At 53.1% G+C, this 17968-nt stretch carries 15 protein-coding genes, 2 tRNA genes and 1 pseudogene; 9 read left to right on the forward strand and 9 right to left on the reverse strand.

Going from position 1 to position 17968, the window contains the following annotated elements; all coding sequences use genetic code 11:
* The 3 genes and pseudogenes from FDW98_RS19975 to nnr form a co-directional block, all read right to left on the reverse strand.
* A pseudogene (locus FDW98_RS19975) lies at positions 1–509 on the reverse strand (N-acetylmuramoyl-L-alanine amidase AmiB); the annotation flags it as partial.
* Between the two features lie 17 nt (positions 510–526).
* Positions 527–988, reverse strand: coding sequence for a tRNA (adenosine(37)-N6)-threonylcarbamoyltransferase complex ATPase subunit type 1 TsaE (gene tsaE, locus FDW98_RS19980; RefSeq protein WP_096758592.1), 462 nt, complete (start codon positions 986–988; stop codon positions 527–529).
* On the reverse strand, positions 978–2507 hold the full coding sequence (gene nnr / locus FDW98_RS19985; RefSeq protein ID WP_096758593.1) for a bifunctional ADP-dependent NAD(P)H-hydrate dehydratase/NAD(P)H-hydrate epimerase: 1530 nt from the start codon (positions 2505–2507) through the stop codon (positions 978–980). Before nnr ends, tsaE begins: the two co-directional genes overlap by 11 nt.
* Between nnr and queG the strand changes: the two genes are divergently transcribed.
* Complete coding sequence (gene queG / locus FDW98_RS19990) at positions 2506–3645, forward strand: tRNA epoxyqueuosine(34) reductase QueG (RefSeq protein WP_096758594.1); 1140 nt, start codon at positions 2506–2508, stop codon at positions 3643–3645. The genes nnr and queG overlap by 2 nt on opposite strands.
* A gap of 269 nt (positions 3646–3914) precedes the next feature.
* Here the strand turns inward: queG and FDW98_RS19995 are convergent.
* The 3 genes from FDW98_RS19995 to orn all read right to left on the reverse strand — a co-directional run bounded on the left by FDW98_RS19995 (position 3915) and on the right by orn (position 4956).
* Positions 3915–3990 (reverse strand) — tRNA-Gly (locus tag FDW98_RS19995).
* A gap of 36 nt (positions 3991–4026) precedes the next feature.
* Positions 4027–4102: transfer RNA gene (locus FDW98_RS20000), tRNA-Gly, on the reverse strand.
* Between the two features lie 308 nt (positions 4103–4410).
* On the reverse strand, positions 4411–4956 hold the full coding sequence (orn, locus tag FDW98_RS20005) for an oligoribonuclease (RefSeq protein ID WP_096758595.1): 546 nt from the start codon (positions 4954–4956) through the stop codon (positions 4411–4413).
* A 106-nt stretch (positions 4957–5062) separates the two neighbouring features.
* Between orn and rsgA the strand changes: the two genes are divergently transcribed.
* The 3 genes from rsgA to mscM all read left to right on the forward strand — a co-directional run bounded on the left by rsgA (position 5063) and on the right by mscM (position 10508).
* Positions 5063–6115, forward strand: coding sequence for a small ribosomal subunit biogenesis GTPase RsgA (gene rsgA / locus FDW98_RS20010; protein WP_170975226.1), 1053 nt, complete (start codon positions 5063–5065; stop codon positions 6113–6115).
* 92 nt (positions 6116–6207) lie between these two features.
* A complete protein-coding gene (asd, locus tag FDW98_RS20015; protein ID WP_096758597.1) occupies positions 6208–7176 on the forward strand; it encodes an archaetidylserine decarboxylase in 969 nt (322 codons plus the stop codon).
* A 17-nt stretch (positions 7177–7193) separates the two neighbouring features.
* A complete protein-coding gene (mscM, locus tag FDW98_RS20020; protein WP_096758598.1) occupies positions 7194–10508 on the forward strand; it encodes a miniconductance mechanosensitive channel MscM in 3315 nt (1104 codons plus the stop codon).
* A gap of 81 nt (positions 10509–10589) precedes the next feature.
* Here mscM and yjeM read toward each other — a convergent pair whose 3' ends face one another.
* Positions 10590–12092, reverse strand: a complete 1503-nt coding sequence (yjeM, locus tag FDW98_RS20025) for a glutamate/gamma-aminobutyrate family transporter YjeM (RefSeq protein WP_137398938.1) — start codon at positions 12090–12092, stop codon at positions 10590–10592.
* Positions 12093–12304: 212 nt separating this feature from the next.
* Positions 12305–13282: an elongation factor P--(R)-beta-lysine ligase gene (epmA, locus tag FDW98_RS20030; RefSeq protein ID WP_096758600.1), complete on the reverse strand. Its 978-nt coding sequence runs from the start codon at positions 13280–13282 to the stop codon at positions 12305–12307.
* Between the two features lie 324 nt (positions 13283–13606).
* Between epmA and frdA the strand changes: the two genes are divergently transcribed.
* The 5 genes from frdA (at position 13607) to FDW98_RS20055 (ending at position 17537) form a co-directional block, all read left to right on the forward strand.
* The gene (gene frdA / locus FDW98_RS20035; protein WP_096759482.1) at positions 13607–15397 is read left to right on the forward strand and encodes a fumarate reductase (quinol) flavoprotein subunit; all 1791 of its coding nucleotides are present in this window, start codon (positions 13607–13609) and stop codon (positions 15395–15397) included.
* The gene (frdB, locus tag FDW98_RS20040; protein WP_096758601.1) at positions 15390–16124 is read left to right on the forward strand and encodes a fumarate reductase iron-sulfur protein; all 735 of its coding nucleotides are present in this window, start codon (positions 15390–15392) and stop codon (positions 16122–16124) included. Before frdA ends, frdB begins: the two co-directional genes overlap by 8 nt.
* A gap of 10 nt (positions 16125–16134) precedes the next feature.
* Complete coding sequence (gene frdC / locus FDW98_RS20045; protein WP_003025537.1) at positions 16135–16530, forward strand: fumarate reductase subunit FrdC; 396 nt, start codon at positions 16135–16137, stop codon at positions 16528–16530.
* A gap of 10 nt (positions 16531–16540) precedes the next feature.
* Positions 16541–16897 (forward strand): fumarate reductase subunit FrdD, encoded by a 357-nt coding sequence (frdD, locus tag FDW98_RS20050; RefSeq protein ID WP_003025535.1) that lies wholly within the window; start codon positions 16541–16543, stop codon positions 16895–16897.
* 106 nt (positions 16898–17003) lie between these two features.
* A complete protein-coding gene (locus FDW98_RS20055; protein ID WP_096758602.1) occupies positions 17004–17537 on the forward strand; it encodes a lipocalin family protein in 534 nt (177 codons plus the stop codon).
* On the opposite strand, the gene sugE is transcribed toward FDW98_RS20055, so the two are convergent.
* Positions 17534–17851, reverse strand: coding sequence for a quaternary ammonium compound efflux SMR transporter SugE (gene sugE / locus FDW98_RS20060; RefSeq protein ID WP_016151397.1), 318 nt, complete (start codon positions 17849–17851; stop codon positions 17534–17536). The two genes, FDW98_RS20055 and sugE, sit on opposite strands and share 4 nt — an antisense overlap.
* Positions 17852–17968: the final 117 nt, after the last annotated feature.

Here is a 17968-nt window from a genome sequence, read left to right on the forward strand (position 1 = left end):
AAAACGGGAGTGACCATAGATTCCGTTTTAAACGGGTTACGCGCAGGTTCTGACGGACGCGGAGCGACAACGGGTGCTTCAACGCGCTTCACCACCACAGGAGGTGGCGGTGGCGGCGGAGGTGCATCAGCATTGATGGTAAACACCACGGTATAGTTACCGCCGTTTTGCCGTTTTACAGCGGCGGCTTTTCCGTTCTCGGTTAAATCGACAACCAGTCGCAAAGACTGTGGATCGTTCGGTGTACCCGCACGGATGGCCTTAACCAGGTTATTACCGCTAAACAGCAGCGGCAGTCCCTGAATCACGCCGGTTTGTTTAATATCCAGCGCAACGGTGCGCTTCCCGTCCTGCGAAACAGCATATTCAGGCTCGCCAATAAAACTGAGCGTAATCCGCGCCTGCTGTTCGCCGTTAGAAACCTGAAGATCGGAAAGGCTGGCGGCCCCTGCCTGCGCGCACAGCAGGACCAGGGTTGCCATCAGCCAATTTCTGATGCGATAAATCATCCCGCCACCCTTTAAGGTTATTCGGCTAAACGCGCCAGCAATAAATTACCCGATGAGGAGACGGCACTTACGCGCGCCTCTCGACCTTGCGCCTGGTATTCGATGTGTATTTCGACGTCCGGGTCCGGGAGCACACCTTTACCTTGTTGTGGCCATTCCACCAGGCAAATTGCATCATTGGCAAAATAATCACGGATCCCCATAAATTCGAGCTCCTCGGGGTCCGCAAGTCGGTACAGATCGAAGTGATATACCATTAAATTTTCAAGCGAATAGGGTTCGACCAGCGTATAGGTGGGGCTTTTTACATTGCCTTTATGACCTAGCGCCTGCAGGAATCCCCGGCTGAAGGTGGTTTTACCCGCGCCCAAATCGCCGTACAAATAAATAACCGTTGCGCCGTCACAGGCCTTCGCGACCCGCAGTCCCAGGTCTAACGTCGCCTGTTCATCCGGTAGCGGAATTACTCTATTCATCATGATAAACGTCAATCACATCAGGGTTAACAATACGCTGTAGCGTGGTAAAGAGATCTGTCGCCAGCATGCCACGCGTACCAAATCGCGCCGCCAGCACATCCGCTGCCGCGCCGTGCGCCACACATCCCGCACACGCAGCATCATACGGGGTAAGCTTCTGTCCGAGCAATGCGCCAATGATTCCGGAAAGGACATCACCCATACCGCCGCTGGCCATTCCTGCGTTACCGGCATCGATAATGGCTAATGCATTGTGCTCCGAGGCCACTACCGTACCCGCGCCTTTCAGCACCACCACACCTCCGTACCGTTTTACCAGACGCTGTGCAGAAAGTAAGCGATCGTCTTCAATTTCTGTAATGGAACAGCCCAACAGTCGCGCAGCCTCGCCCGGATGCGGCGTGATCACGCGATTGTGACGTTTATCGGGATTGATTGCCAGCAGGTTAAGCGCATCGGCATCCCACAGCATCGGTTTGCGAAAATTCTCAACTTTTTGCAGTGCTTTTTTTCCCCACTCTTGCTGCCCAAGTCCGGGACCGATGACCACGACATCCGCCCACGCCAGACTTTCCTCCACCGCGCGAGGCGTCAACTCATCGACCATCAGTTCCGGACGGGCGGTCAGGATCGGTGCAATATTTTCACTGCGCGTGAGCACCTTAACCAATCCGGCACCAGCGCGAAGCGCCGCTTCACCGGCCATGCGTATGGCGCCTGCTGTGCCATAGTCACCCCCGATGATCGCCAGTCGACCATGGTCACCTTTGTGCGATGTTGCGCGGCGTGGTGTCAGCCAGCATCTAAGCTGTGAGGCATCAACGCGCTGAATGGGCGCGTCCTGCCCCGCCAGCCAGGCATCCAGCCCGAGCGCGTTAAAATGGATACGCCCTGTGACATCACGCGCTTTGCCCGTGATCAGACCGGGCTTCAATGCAATAAAGGTAACGGTATGGGCAGCATGAATCACCGCTCCGGGCGTTCCCCCCGTCTGCGCCAGCAGACCGGAAGGAATATCAATAGCCACTGTGGGAGCAGAATGCGCATTCGCCTGTTTGATTAATGTCGCCAGTGGGTCACGAGGTGCATGTTTTAAGCCGGTGCCGAGAAGCGCATCGATAATCACATCCACCTCTTGCGGCCAGATAATATCCGGGGCGTGGATAACGCCACCTGCGTTCAGCCAGGCATGACGAGCATGTTCTGCCTCCTGTGGGAGCGGTTTGTCGCTTTCTTGCGCTAATAGCGTGACGTGAATCCCCGCGGCTTTGGCAAGTCTCGCCACGACATAGCCGTCGCCGCCGTTATTACCGTGGCCACAGAGCACCAGCCAGTGCCGAGCGGCAGGATATGCATTGCGAGCAACCTGGAACGCCGCCTCTCCCGCACGTTGCATCAGCTCATACAACGTCAGCCCAAGGCTGTCTGCCGCCTCATGTTCCATCCGTTTGATGTCATCAGCGTGCCAGACGGAGTGTGGTATACTTGCGGGGTTTTTCTTCATTGTATGGTCCGTCATGTCAGAGCCCCTCGATCTCAATCAGTTAGCACAAAAAATTAAGCAGTGGGGGCTGGAACTTGGCTTTCAGCAGGTCGGTATTGCCGATACAGACCTTAGCGAAGCCGAACCCAAACTGCAGGCCTGGCTGGATAAACAATACCATGGCGAAATGGACTGGATGGCCCGTCACGGCATGATGCGCGCCCGCCCCCACGAATTATTACCCGGAACTTTACGCGTCATCAGCGTACGGATGAATTATCTTCCCGCCAACGCCGCGTTTGCCAGCACGCTAAAAAACCCGTCACTGGGCTACATCAGCCGTTATGCGTTGGGCCGTGACTACCATAAGCTGCTGCGTAACCGTTTAAAAAAGCTGGGCGAGTTGATCCAGCAGCATTGCGTTTCGCTGAATTTTAGACCTTTTGTCGATTCTGCGCCCATTCTGGAGCGTCCACTGGCGGAAAAAGCCGGACTTGGCTGGATTGGTAAGCACTCACTAATTCTCAGCCGTGAAGCCGGATCATTTTTCTTCCTTGGTGAACTGCTGATCGATTTACCGCTGCCCGTGGATCAGCCTGTTGAAGAAGCCTGCGGCAAATGCGTGGCCTGTATGACGATTTGCCCCACGGGCGCCATCGTTGAACCGTACACCGTTGATGCCCGCCGCTGTATTTCCTATCTCACGATCGAACTAGAAGGCGCTATCCCGGAAGAGTTTCGCCCACTGTTGGGCAACCGAATCTATGGCTGCGATGACTGCCAGCTCATTTGCCCCTGGAATCGCTATTCGCAGCTCACTGTAGAAGATGACTTTAGCCCAAGAAAACAACTGCATGCCCCGGAACTGATTGAGCTGTTTGGCTGGAGCGAAGCGTGGTTTTTAAAAGTGACGGAAGGTTCGGCTATTCGTCGCATCGGACACTTGCGTTGGTTGCGAAATATCGCCGTCGCGCTGGGAAATGCCCCGTGGGATGAAACCGTAATAAATGCGCTGGAAAATCGCAGAGGTGAGCACCCACTTCTCGACGAGCACATCGAATGGGCGATTGCGCAGCAGATTGAGAAAAGAAATGCCTGCGTGGTTGAAGTGCAGTTACCGAAGAAACAGCGGCTGGTCAGGGTGATTGAAAAAGGTCTGCCGCGTGACGCTTAAGTCATCCACAGCTTGTGCATAAAAATAAAAACACATTGATATTCAAGAAGGAAAAAATCGTCAAGTGATCACATTAACAATTTGAAATGATAATTAATTCATTAAATTCAAATGGTTATAAAGATACTATTCACCAAGCGAAGTTTTTTGCATTCCAGGAATATTACTCTGACCTGTGGATAAGTCTGTTTACAAGAATATGTCAAAGACAAAAGAAAACAGCCCCAACGCGATTATTCGTTGTGGATATGTTTATTGAGATAAGAATTTGGAGCGGGAAACGAGACTCGAACTCGCGACCCCGACCTTGGCAAGGTCGTGCTCTACCAACTGAGCTATTCCCGCTTGGGTGGTGCGTATCTTGCGATACTTTTCAAATTTTGGAGCGGGAAACGAGACTCGAACTCGCGACCCCGACCTTGGCAAGGTCGTGCTCTACCAACTGAGCTATTCCCGCAAAATCTTCGCCTTTCAAGCTGCTACTGCGTTGGCTTTCTTCACTCACCTTAGTCACTTACTTTAGTAAGTTCCCAAGGATTCGTTCAGTCACCGCCTTGCCGCAACTCGAAACTCTTCGATTAAATTTGTTGCTGTCGTAACGCGTAAATCTCTGTCGTTACGGGAGGCGCATTATACGAGAAATTCGTTTAGCTGCAACCCCCTTGAATACGATTTTTTTGAAAACGCGTTCAAGTGATTACTTTACAATCAAGCTGGACAATTTAGCGTCAAAAAGCCGGTGACGCAAGCCACCGGAGAACAAAATCAAAGCTTAATAAAATGCTCACGGTAGTAAGCCAGCTCAGCGACGGACTCACGAATGTCGTCCATCGCCTGGTGTGTCCCCTGCTTCGTGAAGCCATCGAGGATCTCCGGCTTCCAGCGACGGGCCAGCTCTTTCAACGTGCTAACGTCCAGATAGCGATAATGGAAATACGCTTCCAGTTCCGGCATGTATTTGAACAGGAAACGACGATCCTGGCCGATGCTGTTGCCACAAATCGGGGATTTCCCTGCAGGAACCCACTCTTTTAAAAATGCCAGTGTCGCCAGCTCCGCTTCACGATCGCCCATGGTGCTCGCCTTCACGCGCTCCACCAGACCACTTCCGGTATGCGTACGCACGTTCCAGTCATCCATTAGCGCCAGCTGCGCGTCGGACTGGTGGACGGCAATCGTCGGTCCTTCAGCCAGAATATTCAGATTGGCGTCAGTCACCAGCGTCGCGATCTCAATAATGCGATCGCGCTCGGGATCCAGACCTGTCATCTCCAGATCGATCCAAATCAGGTTGTTTTCATTGCCACTCATGCTATTTTCCACCCTTCAGACGTCACATTCAGTGTGACTATATTCATCTAAAATTGCGTGTATCATAAATGTTTTGCCCATCATGGGCGACCAGGAGTCAGTACGATTGAGTAAAAATAAACTCTCCAAAGGCCAACAGCGCCGCGTGAACGCCAATCACCAGCGTCGTCTTAAAACGTCCACGGAGAAGCCCGACTACGACGACAACCTGTTTGGCGAGACCGCTGAAGGTATTGTTATCAGCCGCTTTGGCATGCATGCCGACGTGGAGTCTGCCGACGGCGATGTCCACCGTTGCAACATCCGTCGCACAATTCGTTCGCTGGTAACCGGCGATCGTGTAGTCTGGCGTCCAGGTAAGGCCGCAGCCGAAGGCGTGAACGTTAAAGGGATCGTTGAAGCGGTACATGAACGTACCTCGGTGCTAACGCGTCCGGACTTTTATGACGGTGTAAAACCCATTGCGGCCAACATCGACCAAATCGTCATTGTCTCAGCCATCTTACCCGAGCTGTCACTCAATATTATCGACCGATATCTGGTTGCCTGCGAAACATTGCAGGTTGAGCCCATTGTCGTGCTCAACAAAATCGATCTGCTCGACGATGAAGGCATGGCTTTCGTGAACGAGCAGATGGATATCTACCGCAATATTGGCTATCGCGTGTTGATGGTCTCCAGCCATAAAAAAGACGGTTTGCAGCCACTTGAAGAAGCCTTGACCGATCGCATCAGCATTTTTGCGGGTCAATCTGGCGTGGGTAAATCCAGTCTGCTCAATAACCTGCTCGGCCTGCAGAAAGAGATCCTGACCAACGATGTCTCCGATAACTCCGGTCTTGGGCAACACACCACCACGGCCTCTCGCTTGTACCACTTCCCGCACGGCGGTGACGTCATTGACTCCCCCGGCGTACGTGAGTTCGGGTTGTGGCATCTTGAGCCGGAACAAATCACCCACGGGTTTGTCGAATTCCATGACTTCTTAGGTCATTGCAAATACCGCGACTGTAAACATGATACGGATCCAGGCTGCGCTATCCGTGAAGCAGTAGAGAAAGGGGCTATCGCCGAAACTCGGTTTGAGAATTATCACCGCATCCTTGAAAGCATGGCGCAGGTAAAAACGCGTAAAAACTTTTCTGATACGGACAACTGACAACTAAGCTAAGCATCGCTAGAATCGTCCCCCTTTTTTCAGGATCCGGCCCGCATGCCGGATCGGGAACAAATTATGGCCTGGAGGCTACCTTGTTAAATTCATTTAAGCTTTCGCTACAATACATTCTGCCGAAACTATGGCTCACTCGCCTGGCGGGTTGGGGTGCAAGCAAACGAGCAGGATGGCTAACTAAACTGGTTATCGATCTGTTCGTGAAATATTACAAGGTCGATATGACAGAGGCGCAGAAGCCGGATACCGCCAGCTATCGCACCTTTAACGACTTCTTCGTGCGCCCACTGCGTGACGATGCCCGCCCAATTAATACCGACCCGAATGTTCTGGTTATGCCAGCTGACGGCGTGATTAACCAGTTGGGGAACATCGAAGAAGACAAACTGTTGCAGGCCAAAGGGCACAGCTACAGCCTTGAAGCACTGCTGGCAGGTAACTACCAAATGGCGGACAAGTTCCGTAACGGAACGTTTGTCACGACGTACCTCTCACCGCGTGATTACCACCGCGTACATATGCCGTGTAACGGTATCCTGCGGGAAATGCTGTACGTGCCTGGCGATCTTTTCTCGGTCAACATTCTGACCGCGCAAAACGTGCCCAACCTTTTTGCCCGTAACGAACGCGTTATTTGCCTGTTTGACACTGAATTTGGCCCGATGGTGCAAATTCTGGTCGGTGCAACCATCGTCGGTAGCATCGAAACTGTCTGGGCTGGCACCATCACGCCACCGCGTGAAGGCGTAATTAAGCGCTGGACATGGCCTGAAGGTGAAAGCGAAGGTTCAGTGGCGCTGCTGAAAGGCCAGGAAATGGGCCGCTTTAAGCTTGGTTCAACCGTCATCAACCTGTTTGCGCCAGGCAAAGTTAATCTCGTCGAGCAGTTGCAGGATCTTTCGGTCACCAAAATCGGTCAACCGATGGCAATCTCTACCGAAACATTCGTGACGCCAGAGGCCGAACCCGCCCCGCTTGCGCAAGACGAGATCGAAGCAGAACACGCAGCCAGCCCGCTGGTTGACGACAAAAAAGACGAAAGTTAAACATAGGAATCGCTGCTGTGCGCCTGATTATCACTTTTCTGATGGCCTGGTGCCTCAGCCAGGGGGCGTACGCTGCGACGGCCCCCGATACCAAACAAATCACCCAAGAACTGGAGCAGGCCAAAGCGGCAAAACCCGCTCAGCCAGAAGCCGTCGAGGCGCTCCAGTCCGCGCTGAATGCCCTTGAAGAGCGTAAAGGCTCTCTCGAGCGCGCCGAACAGTATCAGCAGGTTATTGATAACTTCCCCAAGCTGTCCGCGACGCTACGCGCGCAGCTTAGCAACCTGCGCGATGAACCTCGCAGCATCCCCACGGACCTCTCGGCTGACGCCTTAAACCAGGAGATCCTGCAGGTCAGCAGTCAGTTGCTGGAAAAAAGCCGTCAGGCCCAGCAAGAGCAGGATCGCGCCCGCGAAATCGCCGATTCATTAAACCAGCTCCCTCAACAGCAAACCGATGCTCGCCGTCAATTAAATGAAATTGAACGACGCCTTGGCGCAGCCAGCGGTAATACGCCGCTCAATCAGTCGTTGCAGGCTGAATCCGCCAGACTCAAAGCGCTGGTCGATGAGCTGGAGCTGGCACAACTTTCCGCTAACAATCGTCAAGAACTGGCGCGTATGCGCTCCGAACTGGCCGAAAAACAGAGCCAGCAGCTCGACGCTTACCTGCAGGCATTACGAAATCAGCTCAATAGCCAGCGGCAGCGTGAAGCGGAGCGGGCGTTGGAAAGCACCGAACTGCTGGCAGAAAACAGTGCAGGACTGCCGGAAGGCATTGTCGATCAGTTCAAGGTCAACCGCGAACTGTCACAGGCGTTAAACCAGCAGGCACAACGTATGGACCTGGTGGCGTCTCAGCAGCGTCAGGCCACCGGTCAAACGTTGCAGGTACGTCAGGCATTGAACACGCTGCGCGAGCAGTCACAGTGGCTGGGGGCGTCGAATATGCTGGGTGAAGCGCTTCGCGCGCAGGTTTCCCGTCTACCTGAAATGCCTAAGCCGCAACAGCTCGATACCGAAATGGCGCAGCTGCGCGTACATCGCATGCGCTATGAAGACCTCCTCAACAAACAGCCGCAGCTACGCCAGATCCATCAAGCGGATGGACAGCCGCTTACCGCAGAGCAGACCCGTATTCTCAATGCCCAACTGCGTACCCAGCGTGAGCTGTTAAATTCCCTGCTACAGGGCGGCGATACGCTGATACTCGAGTTAACCAAGCTGAAAGTCTCCAATAGTCAGTTGGAAGATGCGCTGAAAGAGGTTAACGAAGCCACGCACCGCTATCTGTTCTGGACCTCTGACGTCAGCCCGATTTCACTCTCCTGGCCGGTCGATTTGGTTCAGGATCTGCGTCGTCTAATCTCATTAGATACGTTTAATCAGCTTGGTAAAGCCAGCGTCATGATGCTCACCAGTAAGGCCACACTGCTGCCGCTCTTCGCCGCGCTGGTGCTGGTAGGGTTTAGCCTCTATTCGCGTAAGCACTTCACCCGCTTTCTTGAGCGATCGTCTGCGCGGGTCGGTAAAGTCACCCAGGATCACTTCTGGCTGACGATACGAACGGTATTCTGGTCAATTCTCGTTGCCTCGCCGCTGCCGGTGCTGTGGGCGACGCTGGGTTACGGCCTGCAGGAAGCCTGGCCCTATCCGCTGGCCGTCGCCATCGGCGATGGTGTGACCGCCACGGTGCCTATGCTGTGGGCGGTGATGATTTGCGCTACCTTTGCGCGGCCGAATGGTCTGTTCATCGCGCACTTTGGCTGGCCGCGCAACCGCGTCGCTAAAGCTATGCACTATTACCTGATGAGCATCGGACTGATTGTTCCGCTGATCATGGCGGTGATCATGTTTGATAATCTCAATGACCGTGAATTCTCCGCTTCATTAGGACGCCTGTGCTTTATGTTGATTTGTGGCGCACTGGCCATCGTCACTCTGAGCCTCAAACGCGCCGGGATCCCGCTGTACCTCGACAAAGAGGGCAACGGCGACAACATGGTCAACAGCATGCTGTGGAATATGCTAATGGGTGCCCCGTTAGTTGCCATTCTTGCGGCCGCGGTAGGTTACCTGGCCACAGCACAGGCGCTGCTGGCCCGCCTGGAGACGTCTGTTGCTATCTGGTTCTTGTTGCTGGTGGTTTATCACGTCATCCGCCGCTGGATGCTTATCCAGCGCCGTCGTCTGGCTTTTGACCGCGCCAAACACCGACGCGCAGAAATGCTGGCGCAGCGTGCACGTGGTGAAGAAGAACCCGCGCACTCCACCAGCCTGGAAGGAGCGATAGATATCGATGAAAGCGAAGTCGATCTGGACGCGATAAGCGCACAGTCGCTGCGCCTGGTGCGGTCTATCCTGATGCTCATCGCCCTGCTTTCAGTCATCGTGCTGTGGTCAGAAATTCATTCCGCGTTCGGCTTCCTGGAAAATATCTCACTATGGGATGTGACGTCCACGGTGCAGGGCGTAGAAAGCTTAGAGCCGATTACGCTGGGCGCAGTGCTTATTGCCATTCTGGTGTTTATCATCACCACCCAGCTGGTGCGTAACCTGCCTGCACTGCTGGAACTGGCGCTGTTGCAGCACCTGGATTTAACACCAGGTACCGGTTACGCCATCACCACTATAACCAAGTATCTACTGATGCTAATTGGTGGCCTGGTGGGCTTCTCAATGATTGGTATTGAGTGGTCGAAACTGCAGTGGCTGGTTGCTGCTCTCGGTGTTGGTTTGGGCTTTGGTTTGCAAGAGATCTTCGCCAACTTTATATCCGGCCTGATCATCCTGTTTGAAAAACCAATTCGTATTGGCGACACGGTGACCATTCGCGACCTCACCGGCAGCGTGACCAAGATTAACACCCGCGCGACCACCATCAGCGACTGGGATCGTAAAGAGATCATCGTGCCCAACAAGGCGTTTATCACCGAGCAGTTTATCAACTGGTCGTTATCCGACTCAGTGACTCGTGTGGTATTGACCATTCCTGCACCGTCAGAAGCCAACAGCGAGGAGGTCACGCAAATCCTGCTCACTGCCGCCCAGCGCTGCTCACTGGTTATCGACACACCGGCGCCGGAAGTCTTCCTGGTTGACCTTCAGCAGGGGATTCAGATCTTTGAGCTGCGTATCTATGCCGCAGAGATGGGACACCGTATGCCATTACGCCACGAGATCCACCAGCTGATTCTGGCGGGCTTCCGTGAGCACGGTATTGATATGCCATTCCCACCGTTCCAGATGCGTCTGGAGAGCCTCAGCGGAAAACAAACGGGGAGAACGTTAAGTTCTGCGGGCAGAGGTAAGCGCCCGGCGGGAAGCTTGTAAACGTGAGTGGTGCCGGATGGCGGCTTCGCCTAATCCGGCCTACGAAGATGCTTCTTTAGTAGGCCGGATTAGGCGGGTCGTTTATTCAACCGCCCATTCAGGCTCATTGGCCATACGACGGCTGTAGTTCTGGTAAATCGCCATGGCTAACAACGAGAAGAAAATCGGCCCGCCGGTCATCCACAGTGCACTGTTCCAGTCGCCAGCTTCAATCACCGGCTGGATAATGGTGAACACGTTGGCGAACGTCACCACCAGCACCACGACACTCGTTGCCAGTAGCGTTGCGGCTCGGGTTTTAAATATCACAAACGGTCTTTCCAGACCGACGCGAGATTTAAAGAAAGGGAACGCCAGCGCGAGGAACAGATACGGCAGCGTCATCGAGACGTTCGCCATCAGCGTCAGCTTGTTATAGAACGCTGAGGCCGTATCGCCGCCAAACGACACCAGCAGAATAAACAGGCTCACAAGCCCACACTGCATCCACATCGCCGTCGTCGGCATCCCCATAGCGTTCAGTCTGGTCATCGGTGCAGGCCACAGTGCTTTTGGCGTCCCCTGAATAATCGCTTTCAGCGGCGAGTAGCTGAGCGTGAAGAATGCCCCGGTATAAGCAAGGAACATAGACAGGCCGGTAATACGCGCAAACCAGACGCCCGTAGTGATTGCCGTCTCAGGTGAAAGATGCAGCGCATGGCCCAGCGTCATCCCCAAACTTTTCATCAGGATATAAGTAATATTACCCAAGTTCACTGAACTATTACTTAATACATCCTGCCAGTTGGTACTCACGCCCCATAAAAAGATGGCCAGCGAATAACCCACTGAAATGACAATCGCCGCGAAGACAATGCCTTTCGCGAAGTTCTTTTCAGGTTTCTCTGTTTTATCAACCAGTCCACCCACGGCTTCTATTCCGCCATAGGCAAAAATAGCAAACACCACAAATGACAGCATGGCCAGACCGGACTGATATCCCGGATTCGGTGAAGAGACAAAATTAATATCCTGTGCAAAGTGGCCACCGGTTAATAACAAAATAGCGATACTCACTAACAACAGAACTAAATTAAGACACATGACGGCAATTCCGCCAACCGCCGTAATGCGAGCAATCTTATTAATACCCCGTGACGCTACGCCAGTCACCAACACCATCCAGCCAACAGCAAGCAGTCCGACGACCTGCGTGGGCTCAAACCCGGCGATACGCCAGGTCTGCGTCATATCCGCGCCGAATATAAAGGTGGAAAAAGGCACCCAGACTTTCGCCGCGGTGCTCACCATCCAGATAACGTAGGAAGAGAACCACATAAAGGTGCCGATAAACGCATAACGAGGTCCGACGCTATTATTCATCCACGAATAGATCCCACCCTCTTCTTTCCGATAGGCAGACCCCATTTCAGCCATCATTAAGGCAAATGGGATAAAGAATAATAATGCAGAAAATACATACCATGGAATGGCACTGTATCCCATTAAATAGAAAGCCGAGGGGCTATTAGCAAATCCAAAAACAGACGTAAATATCATCAGGATGAGACCAGTCAGGCTCATCTTTTTTATTGTTTGGGTCATTAAACTATCCCTTACTCTGGAGAGTGTTTATCAAACACCACTCACCGGTGAATACTGCCCCCTTGCAGAGATCAGCAATAAGAAAATCAACACAGGATTGATACCTGAATGCTAACAAAATTCCAGAGTTAAATTGTGGCTATTAGAGGGGAAATGAAAAAAGATGCTACAAAGTGGCGACTATGCGCCACTTTGTAATGCGGAGACGTGAATTACGCACGATCGACGGTAAAGGCGATAACATCAGCGAGGCTATCGGCCCCCAGTGCCAGCATAACCAGACGGTCGACGCCCAGCGCCACGCCTGAGCAATCCGGCATCCCAACTTTTAGCGCTTCAAGCAGATTGTTATCGATAGGCTGTTGCGGTAAGCCACGGGCGGCTCGTTTGCGGTTATCCTGTTCGAAGCGTTGCTGCTGCTCGCGTGCATCGGTCAACTCATGGAAACCATTCGCCAGCTCAATACCTTTGTAGTACACCTCAAAACGTTCGGCCACGCGGTGGTCTTCAGTACTGATTTGCGCCAACGACGCCTGGCTGGCCGGGAAATGATATACAAACGTCGGTTTATCTTTGCCAATGTGCGGTTCGACGCCCATCGCAAACAGCAGTTGCAGCAAGGTATCCCGGTCTTCTTCGGTGTCCGCGATATTGCTGAGATCCAGCTTAGCCGCCGCTTCGCGCAACTGTGTTTTATCCGCTGACAGCGGGTCGATTTCAAGATGACGCTGGAAGGCTTGCTGATAAGAGAGGCTTTCCGCCGGAGAGCAGTCCAGCACTTGCTGGAGCAAATCATCCACTTCATTCATCAGACGGTACATGTCGTAATGAGGACGGTACCACTCGAGCATGGTGAACTCGGGGTTATGGTGACGCCCCATCTCTTCGTTACGGAAACTGCGACACAGTTGGTAGACCGGACCACACCCTGCAACCAGCAGGCGCTTCATATGGTATTCCGGGCTGGTCATCAAATAGAGGTTCATGCCCTGAGAATGACCCGGGCCAACGAAACGCGTTTCGAACGGGAACAGATGAATATCCGTAACCGTCGCCTGACTCATACAAGGTGTCTCAACCTCAAGCACGCCACGGTCGGCAAAAAAGCGGCGGATTTCCGCTATAATTGCTGCACGTTTTAACAGATTGGGGATGGACGCGCTCGGCTGCCAGGTTGCCGTTTCGCTCATGGTTGTTTCTCCGATTTAAGACAAGGGCACGAAGTCTACTCGTAACGCGTTAGCGAGACAAATTTCGGGAGGGAATAACAAACACGGACAAGTTGATAAAAAAAGCAACATTGGGTGGTTTAGTAATTAAATTAATCAAAATCAATGATAATTCCCCCCTGTGATACGCTAAAAAAATCGAACACGTCAAATTTCCCGCTCCTCCCTGAGACTATACTATTGTACCTATAAAGGAGCAGTGGAAACGCGTTCATAACCCGTTTGACTCAGATGAAGCATCTGATTACGGGCGGGGATGAAATAACAACAATCTGGAGGAATGTCGTGCAAACCTTTCAAGCCGATCTTGCCATTATAGGCGCCGGTGGCGCGGGATTACGTGCTGCAATTGCTGCCGCACAAGCAAATCCCAACGCTAAAATCGCACTGATCTCAAAAGTGTACCCAATGCGCAGCCATACCGTTGCTGCCGAAGGCGGCTCTGCTGCTGTCGCGCAGGATCATGACAGCTTTGACTACCATTTTCACGATACGGTAGCTGGCGGAGACTGGCTGTGTGAGCAGGATGTCGTGGATTACTTTGTCCACCACTGCCCAACTGAAATGACGCAACTGGAACAATGGGGTTGCCCGTGGAGCCGTCGTGAAGACGGTAGCGTCAACGTACGTCGCTTCGGCGGTATGAAAATTGAGCGCACCTGGTTTGCCGCGGATAAAACCGGCTTCCACATGCTGCATACGCTGTTCCAAACGTCTTTGCAGTTCCCGCAAATTCAGCGTTTCGACGAGCACTTCGTCCTGGACATCCTGGTTGATGACGGTCAGGCTCGCGGCCTGGTTGCGATGAACATGATGGAAGGCACGCTGATGCAAATCCGTGCTAACGCAGTTGTCATGGCAACAGGCGGCGCAGGCCGTGTGTACCGTTACAACACCAACGGCGGCATCGTTACCGGCGACGGTATGGGCATGGCACTGAGCCACGGCGTTCCGCTGCGTGATATGGAATTCGTTCAGTATCACCCGACTGGTCTGCCAGGCTCCGGTATCCTGATGACCGAAGGCTGCCGCGGTGAAGGCGGTATTCTGGTCAACAAAGATGGCTATCGCTATCTGCAGGACTACGGCATGGGTCCGGAAACCCCACTGGGCGAGCCGAAGAACAAATACATGGAACTGGGTCCGCGCGACAAAGTTTCTCAGGCCTTCTGGCACGAATGGCGTAAAGGCAACACCATTTCCACCCCGCGTGGCGATGTGGTTTACCTCGACCTGCGTCACCTCGGTGAGAAAAAACTGCTCGAGCGCTTACCGTTCATCTGCGAACTGGCGAAAGCCTACGTGGGTGTCGATCCGGTTAAAGAACCGATCCCGGTACGTCCGACCGCGCACTACACCATGGGCGGTATCGAAACCGATCAGCACTGTGAAACCCGCATTAAAGGTCTGTTCGCCGTTGGTGAATGTTCCTCTGTTGGTCTGCATGGCGCTAACCGTCTGGGTTCTAACTCTCTGGCAGAATTGGTGGTCTTTGGCCGCATGGCCGGTGAGAAAGCGATGGAACGCGCTGCAACGGTAGGCGCGGCAAACGGTGCCGCTCTCGACGCACAGGTTGCGGGCGTTGAAAAACGTCTGAAAGATCTGGTGAACCAGGAAGGTAACGAAAACTGGTCCAAAATCCGCGACGAAATGGGTCTGTCGATGGAAGAAGGTTGCGGTATCTACCGTACGCCGGAACTCATGCAGAAAACCGTTGATAAACTGGCCGAACTGCAGGAACGTTTCAAGCGCGTACGTATCACCGATACCTCCAGCGTCTTCAACACCGACTTGCTGTACACCATCGAACTGGGTCATGGTCTGAACGTTGCTGAATGTATGGCGCACTCTGCGCTGGCACGTAAAGAATCCCGCGGCGCGCACCAGCGTCTGGATGAAGGCTGCACCGAGCGTGATGACGTTAACTTCCTCAAACACACTCTCGCCTTCCGCGATGCTGACGGCACAACTCGCCTGGAATACAGCGACGTGAAAATCACCACTCTGCCGCCAGCTAAACGTATGTACGGTGGCGAAGCGGAAGCAGCCGATAAGAAGGAGAAGGCGAATGGCTGAGATGAAAAACCTGAAAGTTGAGGTGGTGCGCTATAACCCGGAAACCGATACCGCGCCGCACAGTGCTTTCTATGAAGTTCCTTATGATGAAACCACATCTCTACTGGATGCGTTGGGTTACATCAAAGATAACCTGGCACCGGACCTGAGCTACCGCTGGTCCTGCCGTATGGCAATCTGCGGCTCCTGCGGCATGATGGTCAACAACGTGCCTAAACTGGCGTGCAAAACATTCCTGCGTGAATACACCAACGGTATGAAGGTTGAAGCGCTGGGCAACTTCCCGATCGAACGCGATCTGGTCGTCGATATGACGCACTTTATCGAAAGCCTGGAAGCGATCAAGCCGTACATCATTGGTAACCCGCGTACTCCGGATCAGGGTCCAAACACCCAGACTCCGGCGCAGATGGCGAAGTATCATCAGTTCTCCGGTTGCATCAACTGTGGTCTGTGCTATGCCGCGTGCCCGCAGTTCGGCCTGAACCCAGAGTTCATTGGACCGGCTGCAATCACCCTGGCGCATCGTTATAACGAAGATAGCCGCGACCACGGTAAGAAGGAGCGTATGGCTCAGTTGAACAGCCCGAACGGCGTCTGGTCCTGTACTTTCGTGGGCTACTGCTCCGAAGTCTGCCCGAAACACGTCGATCCGGCTGCGGCCATTCAGCAGGGTAAAGTTGAAAGTTCAAAAGACTTTCTTATCGCTACCCTGAAACCACGCTAAGGAGTGCACGATGACGACTAAACGCAAAGCCTATGTGCGGCCAATGACGTCCACCTGGTGGAAAAAACTGCCATTTTATCGTTTTTACATGCTGCGTGAAGGCACGGCAGTTCCGGCAGTCTGGTTCAGCATTGAACTGATTATCGGCCTGTTTGCACTCAAGCATGGTGCAGAGTCCTGGATGGGTTTTGTCGCCTTTTTACAAAACCCGGTGGTGGTAATTCTTAATATTATCGCCCTGGCTGCAGCGCTGCTGCATACCAAAACCTGGTTTGAGCTGGCGCCAAAAGCTGCCAACATCATCGTAAAAGACGAAAAAATGGGGCCAGAGCCGATCATCAAAGGTCTCTGGGCAGTTACTGTGGTTGCGACAGTAGTAATACTGTTTGTTGCCCTGTTCTGGTAAGGAGTCCGGAATGATTAATCCAAATCCAAAACGCTCTGACGAACCCGTATTCTGGGGCCTGTTTGGTGCAGGCGGTATGTGGAGCGCTATCATTGCGCCGGTGATGATCCTGTTGGTAGGCATTATGCTGCCGCTGGGCTTTGTTCCTGATGCTTTCAGCTATGAACGCGTACTGGCATTTGCTCAGAGCTTCATCGGACGTGCGTTCCTGTTCCTGATGATCGTTCTGCCGCTGTGGTGTGGTTTACACCGTATGCACCACGCGATGCATGACCTGAAAATCCACGTGCCGGCTGGCAAGTGGGTATTCTACGGTCTGGCTGCGATCCTGACCGTTGTAACGGCGATTGGTATTCTGACCATCTAATCGTTCCGCCCTCTTATCATCCGGTAAGAGGGCGTTTTTTCGCTCTCTCTTCCCTTAATTCCCCGCCAGGTTCTACACTTAGGAAAAACCTTAAAAGGAAAATCCTATGCGCTTGCTGCCTGTAGTTGCTGCCGTTACGGCTGCATTTCTGGTTGTCGCTTGCAGCTCCCCTACGCCGCCTGCAGGCGTGACCGTTGTCAATAACTTTGATGCTAAACGCTATCTCGGAACCTGGTACGAAATCGCGCGCTTCGATCATCGCTTCGAACGAGGACTGGATAAAGTCACCGCCACCTACAGCCTACGTGATGATGGTGGTATCAATGTCATCAACAAAGGCTACAACCCCGACAGAAGCATGTGGCAAAAAACGGAAGGCAAGGCTTATTTCACTGGCGATCCTACGCGAGCGGCGCTGAAGGTGTCGTTCTTCGGTCCATTCTACGGTGGGTATAACGTGATTGCTCTCGATCGGGAGTATCGCCACGCGCTGGTTTGTGGCCCGGATCGCGACTACCTGTGGATCCTCTCACGTACCCCCACTATTTCAGACGAGATGAAACAGCAAATGCTGGCAGTCGCGGCCCGGGAAGGGTTTGAAGTGAACAAGCTAATTTGGGTAAAACAGCCTGGCGCTTAGTGGGTACTGAGCTTCAGACCAATAATTCCGGCGACAATCAGACCCAGACTCAGCAAACGTGCCGGACTGGCGGATTCCCCCAGCAGCAGGATACCGGTAATGGCCGCCCCTACCGCACCAATACCGGTCCAGACAGCATAAGCTGTTCCAACGGGCAACGTTCGCATCGCCCAGGAAAGCATGGCGATACTGACGATCATGGCCACAATGGTAATAATGCTCGGTGTCAGACGGGTAAAACCATGGGTATATTTCAGGCCAATTGCCCATACGACTTCAAGCAGGCCAGCAATCAATAAAACGATCCAGGACATATCAGGCTCCAGAATAACAATGGGGCCGTCCCCGGTGAGAGAAGCGTTTGCAGGTCGTCCTACAACGCTGAAGTATGAAAAAGCATTTTTGCCCGAAAGAAAATGAATTTCAACATT

The organism is Citrobacter sp. wls711 (assembly GCF_005281055.1).
GTDB lineage: Bacteria > Pseudomonadota > Gammaproteobacteria > Enterobacterales > Enterobacteriaceae > Citrobacter > Citrobacter gillenii.

What these genes read in the sequence shown, in the direction of transcription:
- tsaE (WP_096758592.1), bottom strand. Translation starts at nt 988, where the DNA reads ATGATGAATAGAGTAATTCCGCTACCGGATGAACAGGCGACGTTAGAC.
- queG (WP_096758594.1), top strand. Translation starts at nt 2,506, where the DNA reads ATGTCAGAGCCCCTCGATCTCAATCAGTTAGCACAAAAAATTAAGCAG.
- nnr (WP_096758593.1), bottom strand. Translation starts at nt 2,507, where the DNA reads ATGACGGACCATACAATGAAGAAAAACCCCGCAAGTATACCACACTCC.
- orn (WP_096758595.1), bottom strand. Translation starts at nt 4,956, where the DNA reads ATGAGTGGCAATGAAAACAACCTGATTTGGATCGATCTGGAGATGACA.
- yjeM (WP_137398938.1), bottom strand. Translation starts at nt 12,092, where the DNA reads ATGACCCAAACAATAAAAAAGATGAGCCTGACTGGTCTCATCCTGATG.
- epmA (WP_096758600.1), bottom strand. Translation starts at nt 13,282, where the DNA reads ATGAGCGAAACGGCAACCTGGCAGCCGAGCGCGTCCATCCCCAATCTG.
- frdB (WP_096758601.1), top strand. Translation starts at nt 15,390, where the DNA reads ATGGCTGAGATGAAAAACCTGAAAGTTGAGGTGGTGCGCTATAACCCG.
- frdC (WP_003025537.1), top strand. Translation starts at nt 16,135, where the DNA reads ATGACGACTAAACGCAAAGCCTATGTGCGGCCAATGACGTCCACCTGG.
- frdD (WP_003025535.1), top strand. Translation starts at nt 16,541, where the DNA reads ATGATTAATCCAAATCCAAAACGCTCTGACGAACCCGTATTCTGGGGC.
- FDW98_RS20055 (WP_096758602.1), top strand. Translation starts at nt 17,004, where the DNA reads ATGCGCTTGCTGCCTGTAGTTGCTGCCGTTACGGCTGCATTTCTGGTT.
- sugE (WP_016151397.1), bottom strand. Translation starts at nt 17,851, where the DNA reads ATGTCCTGGATCGTTTTATTGATTGCTGGCCTGCTTGAAGTCGTATGG.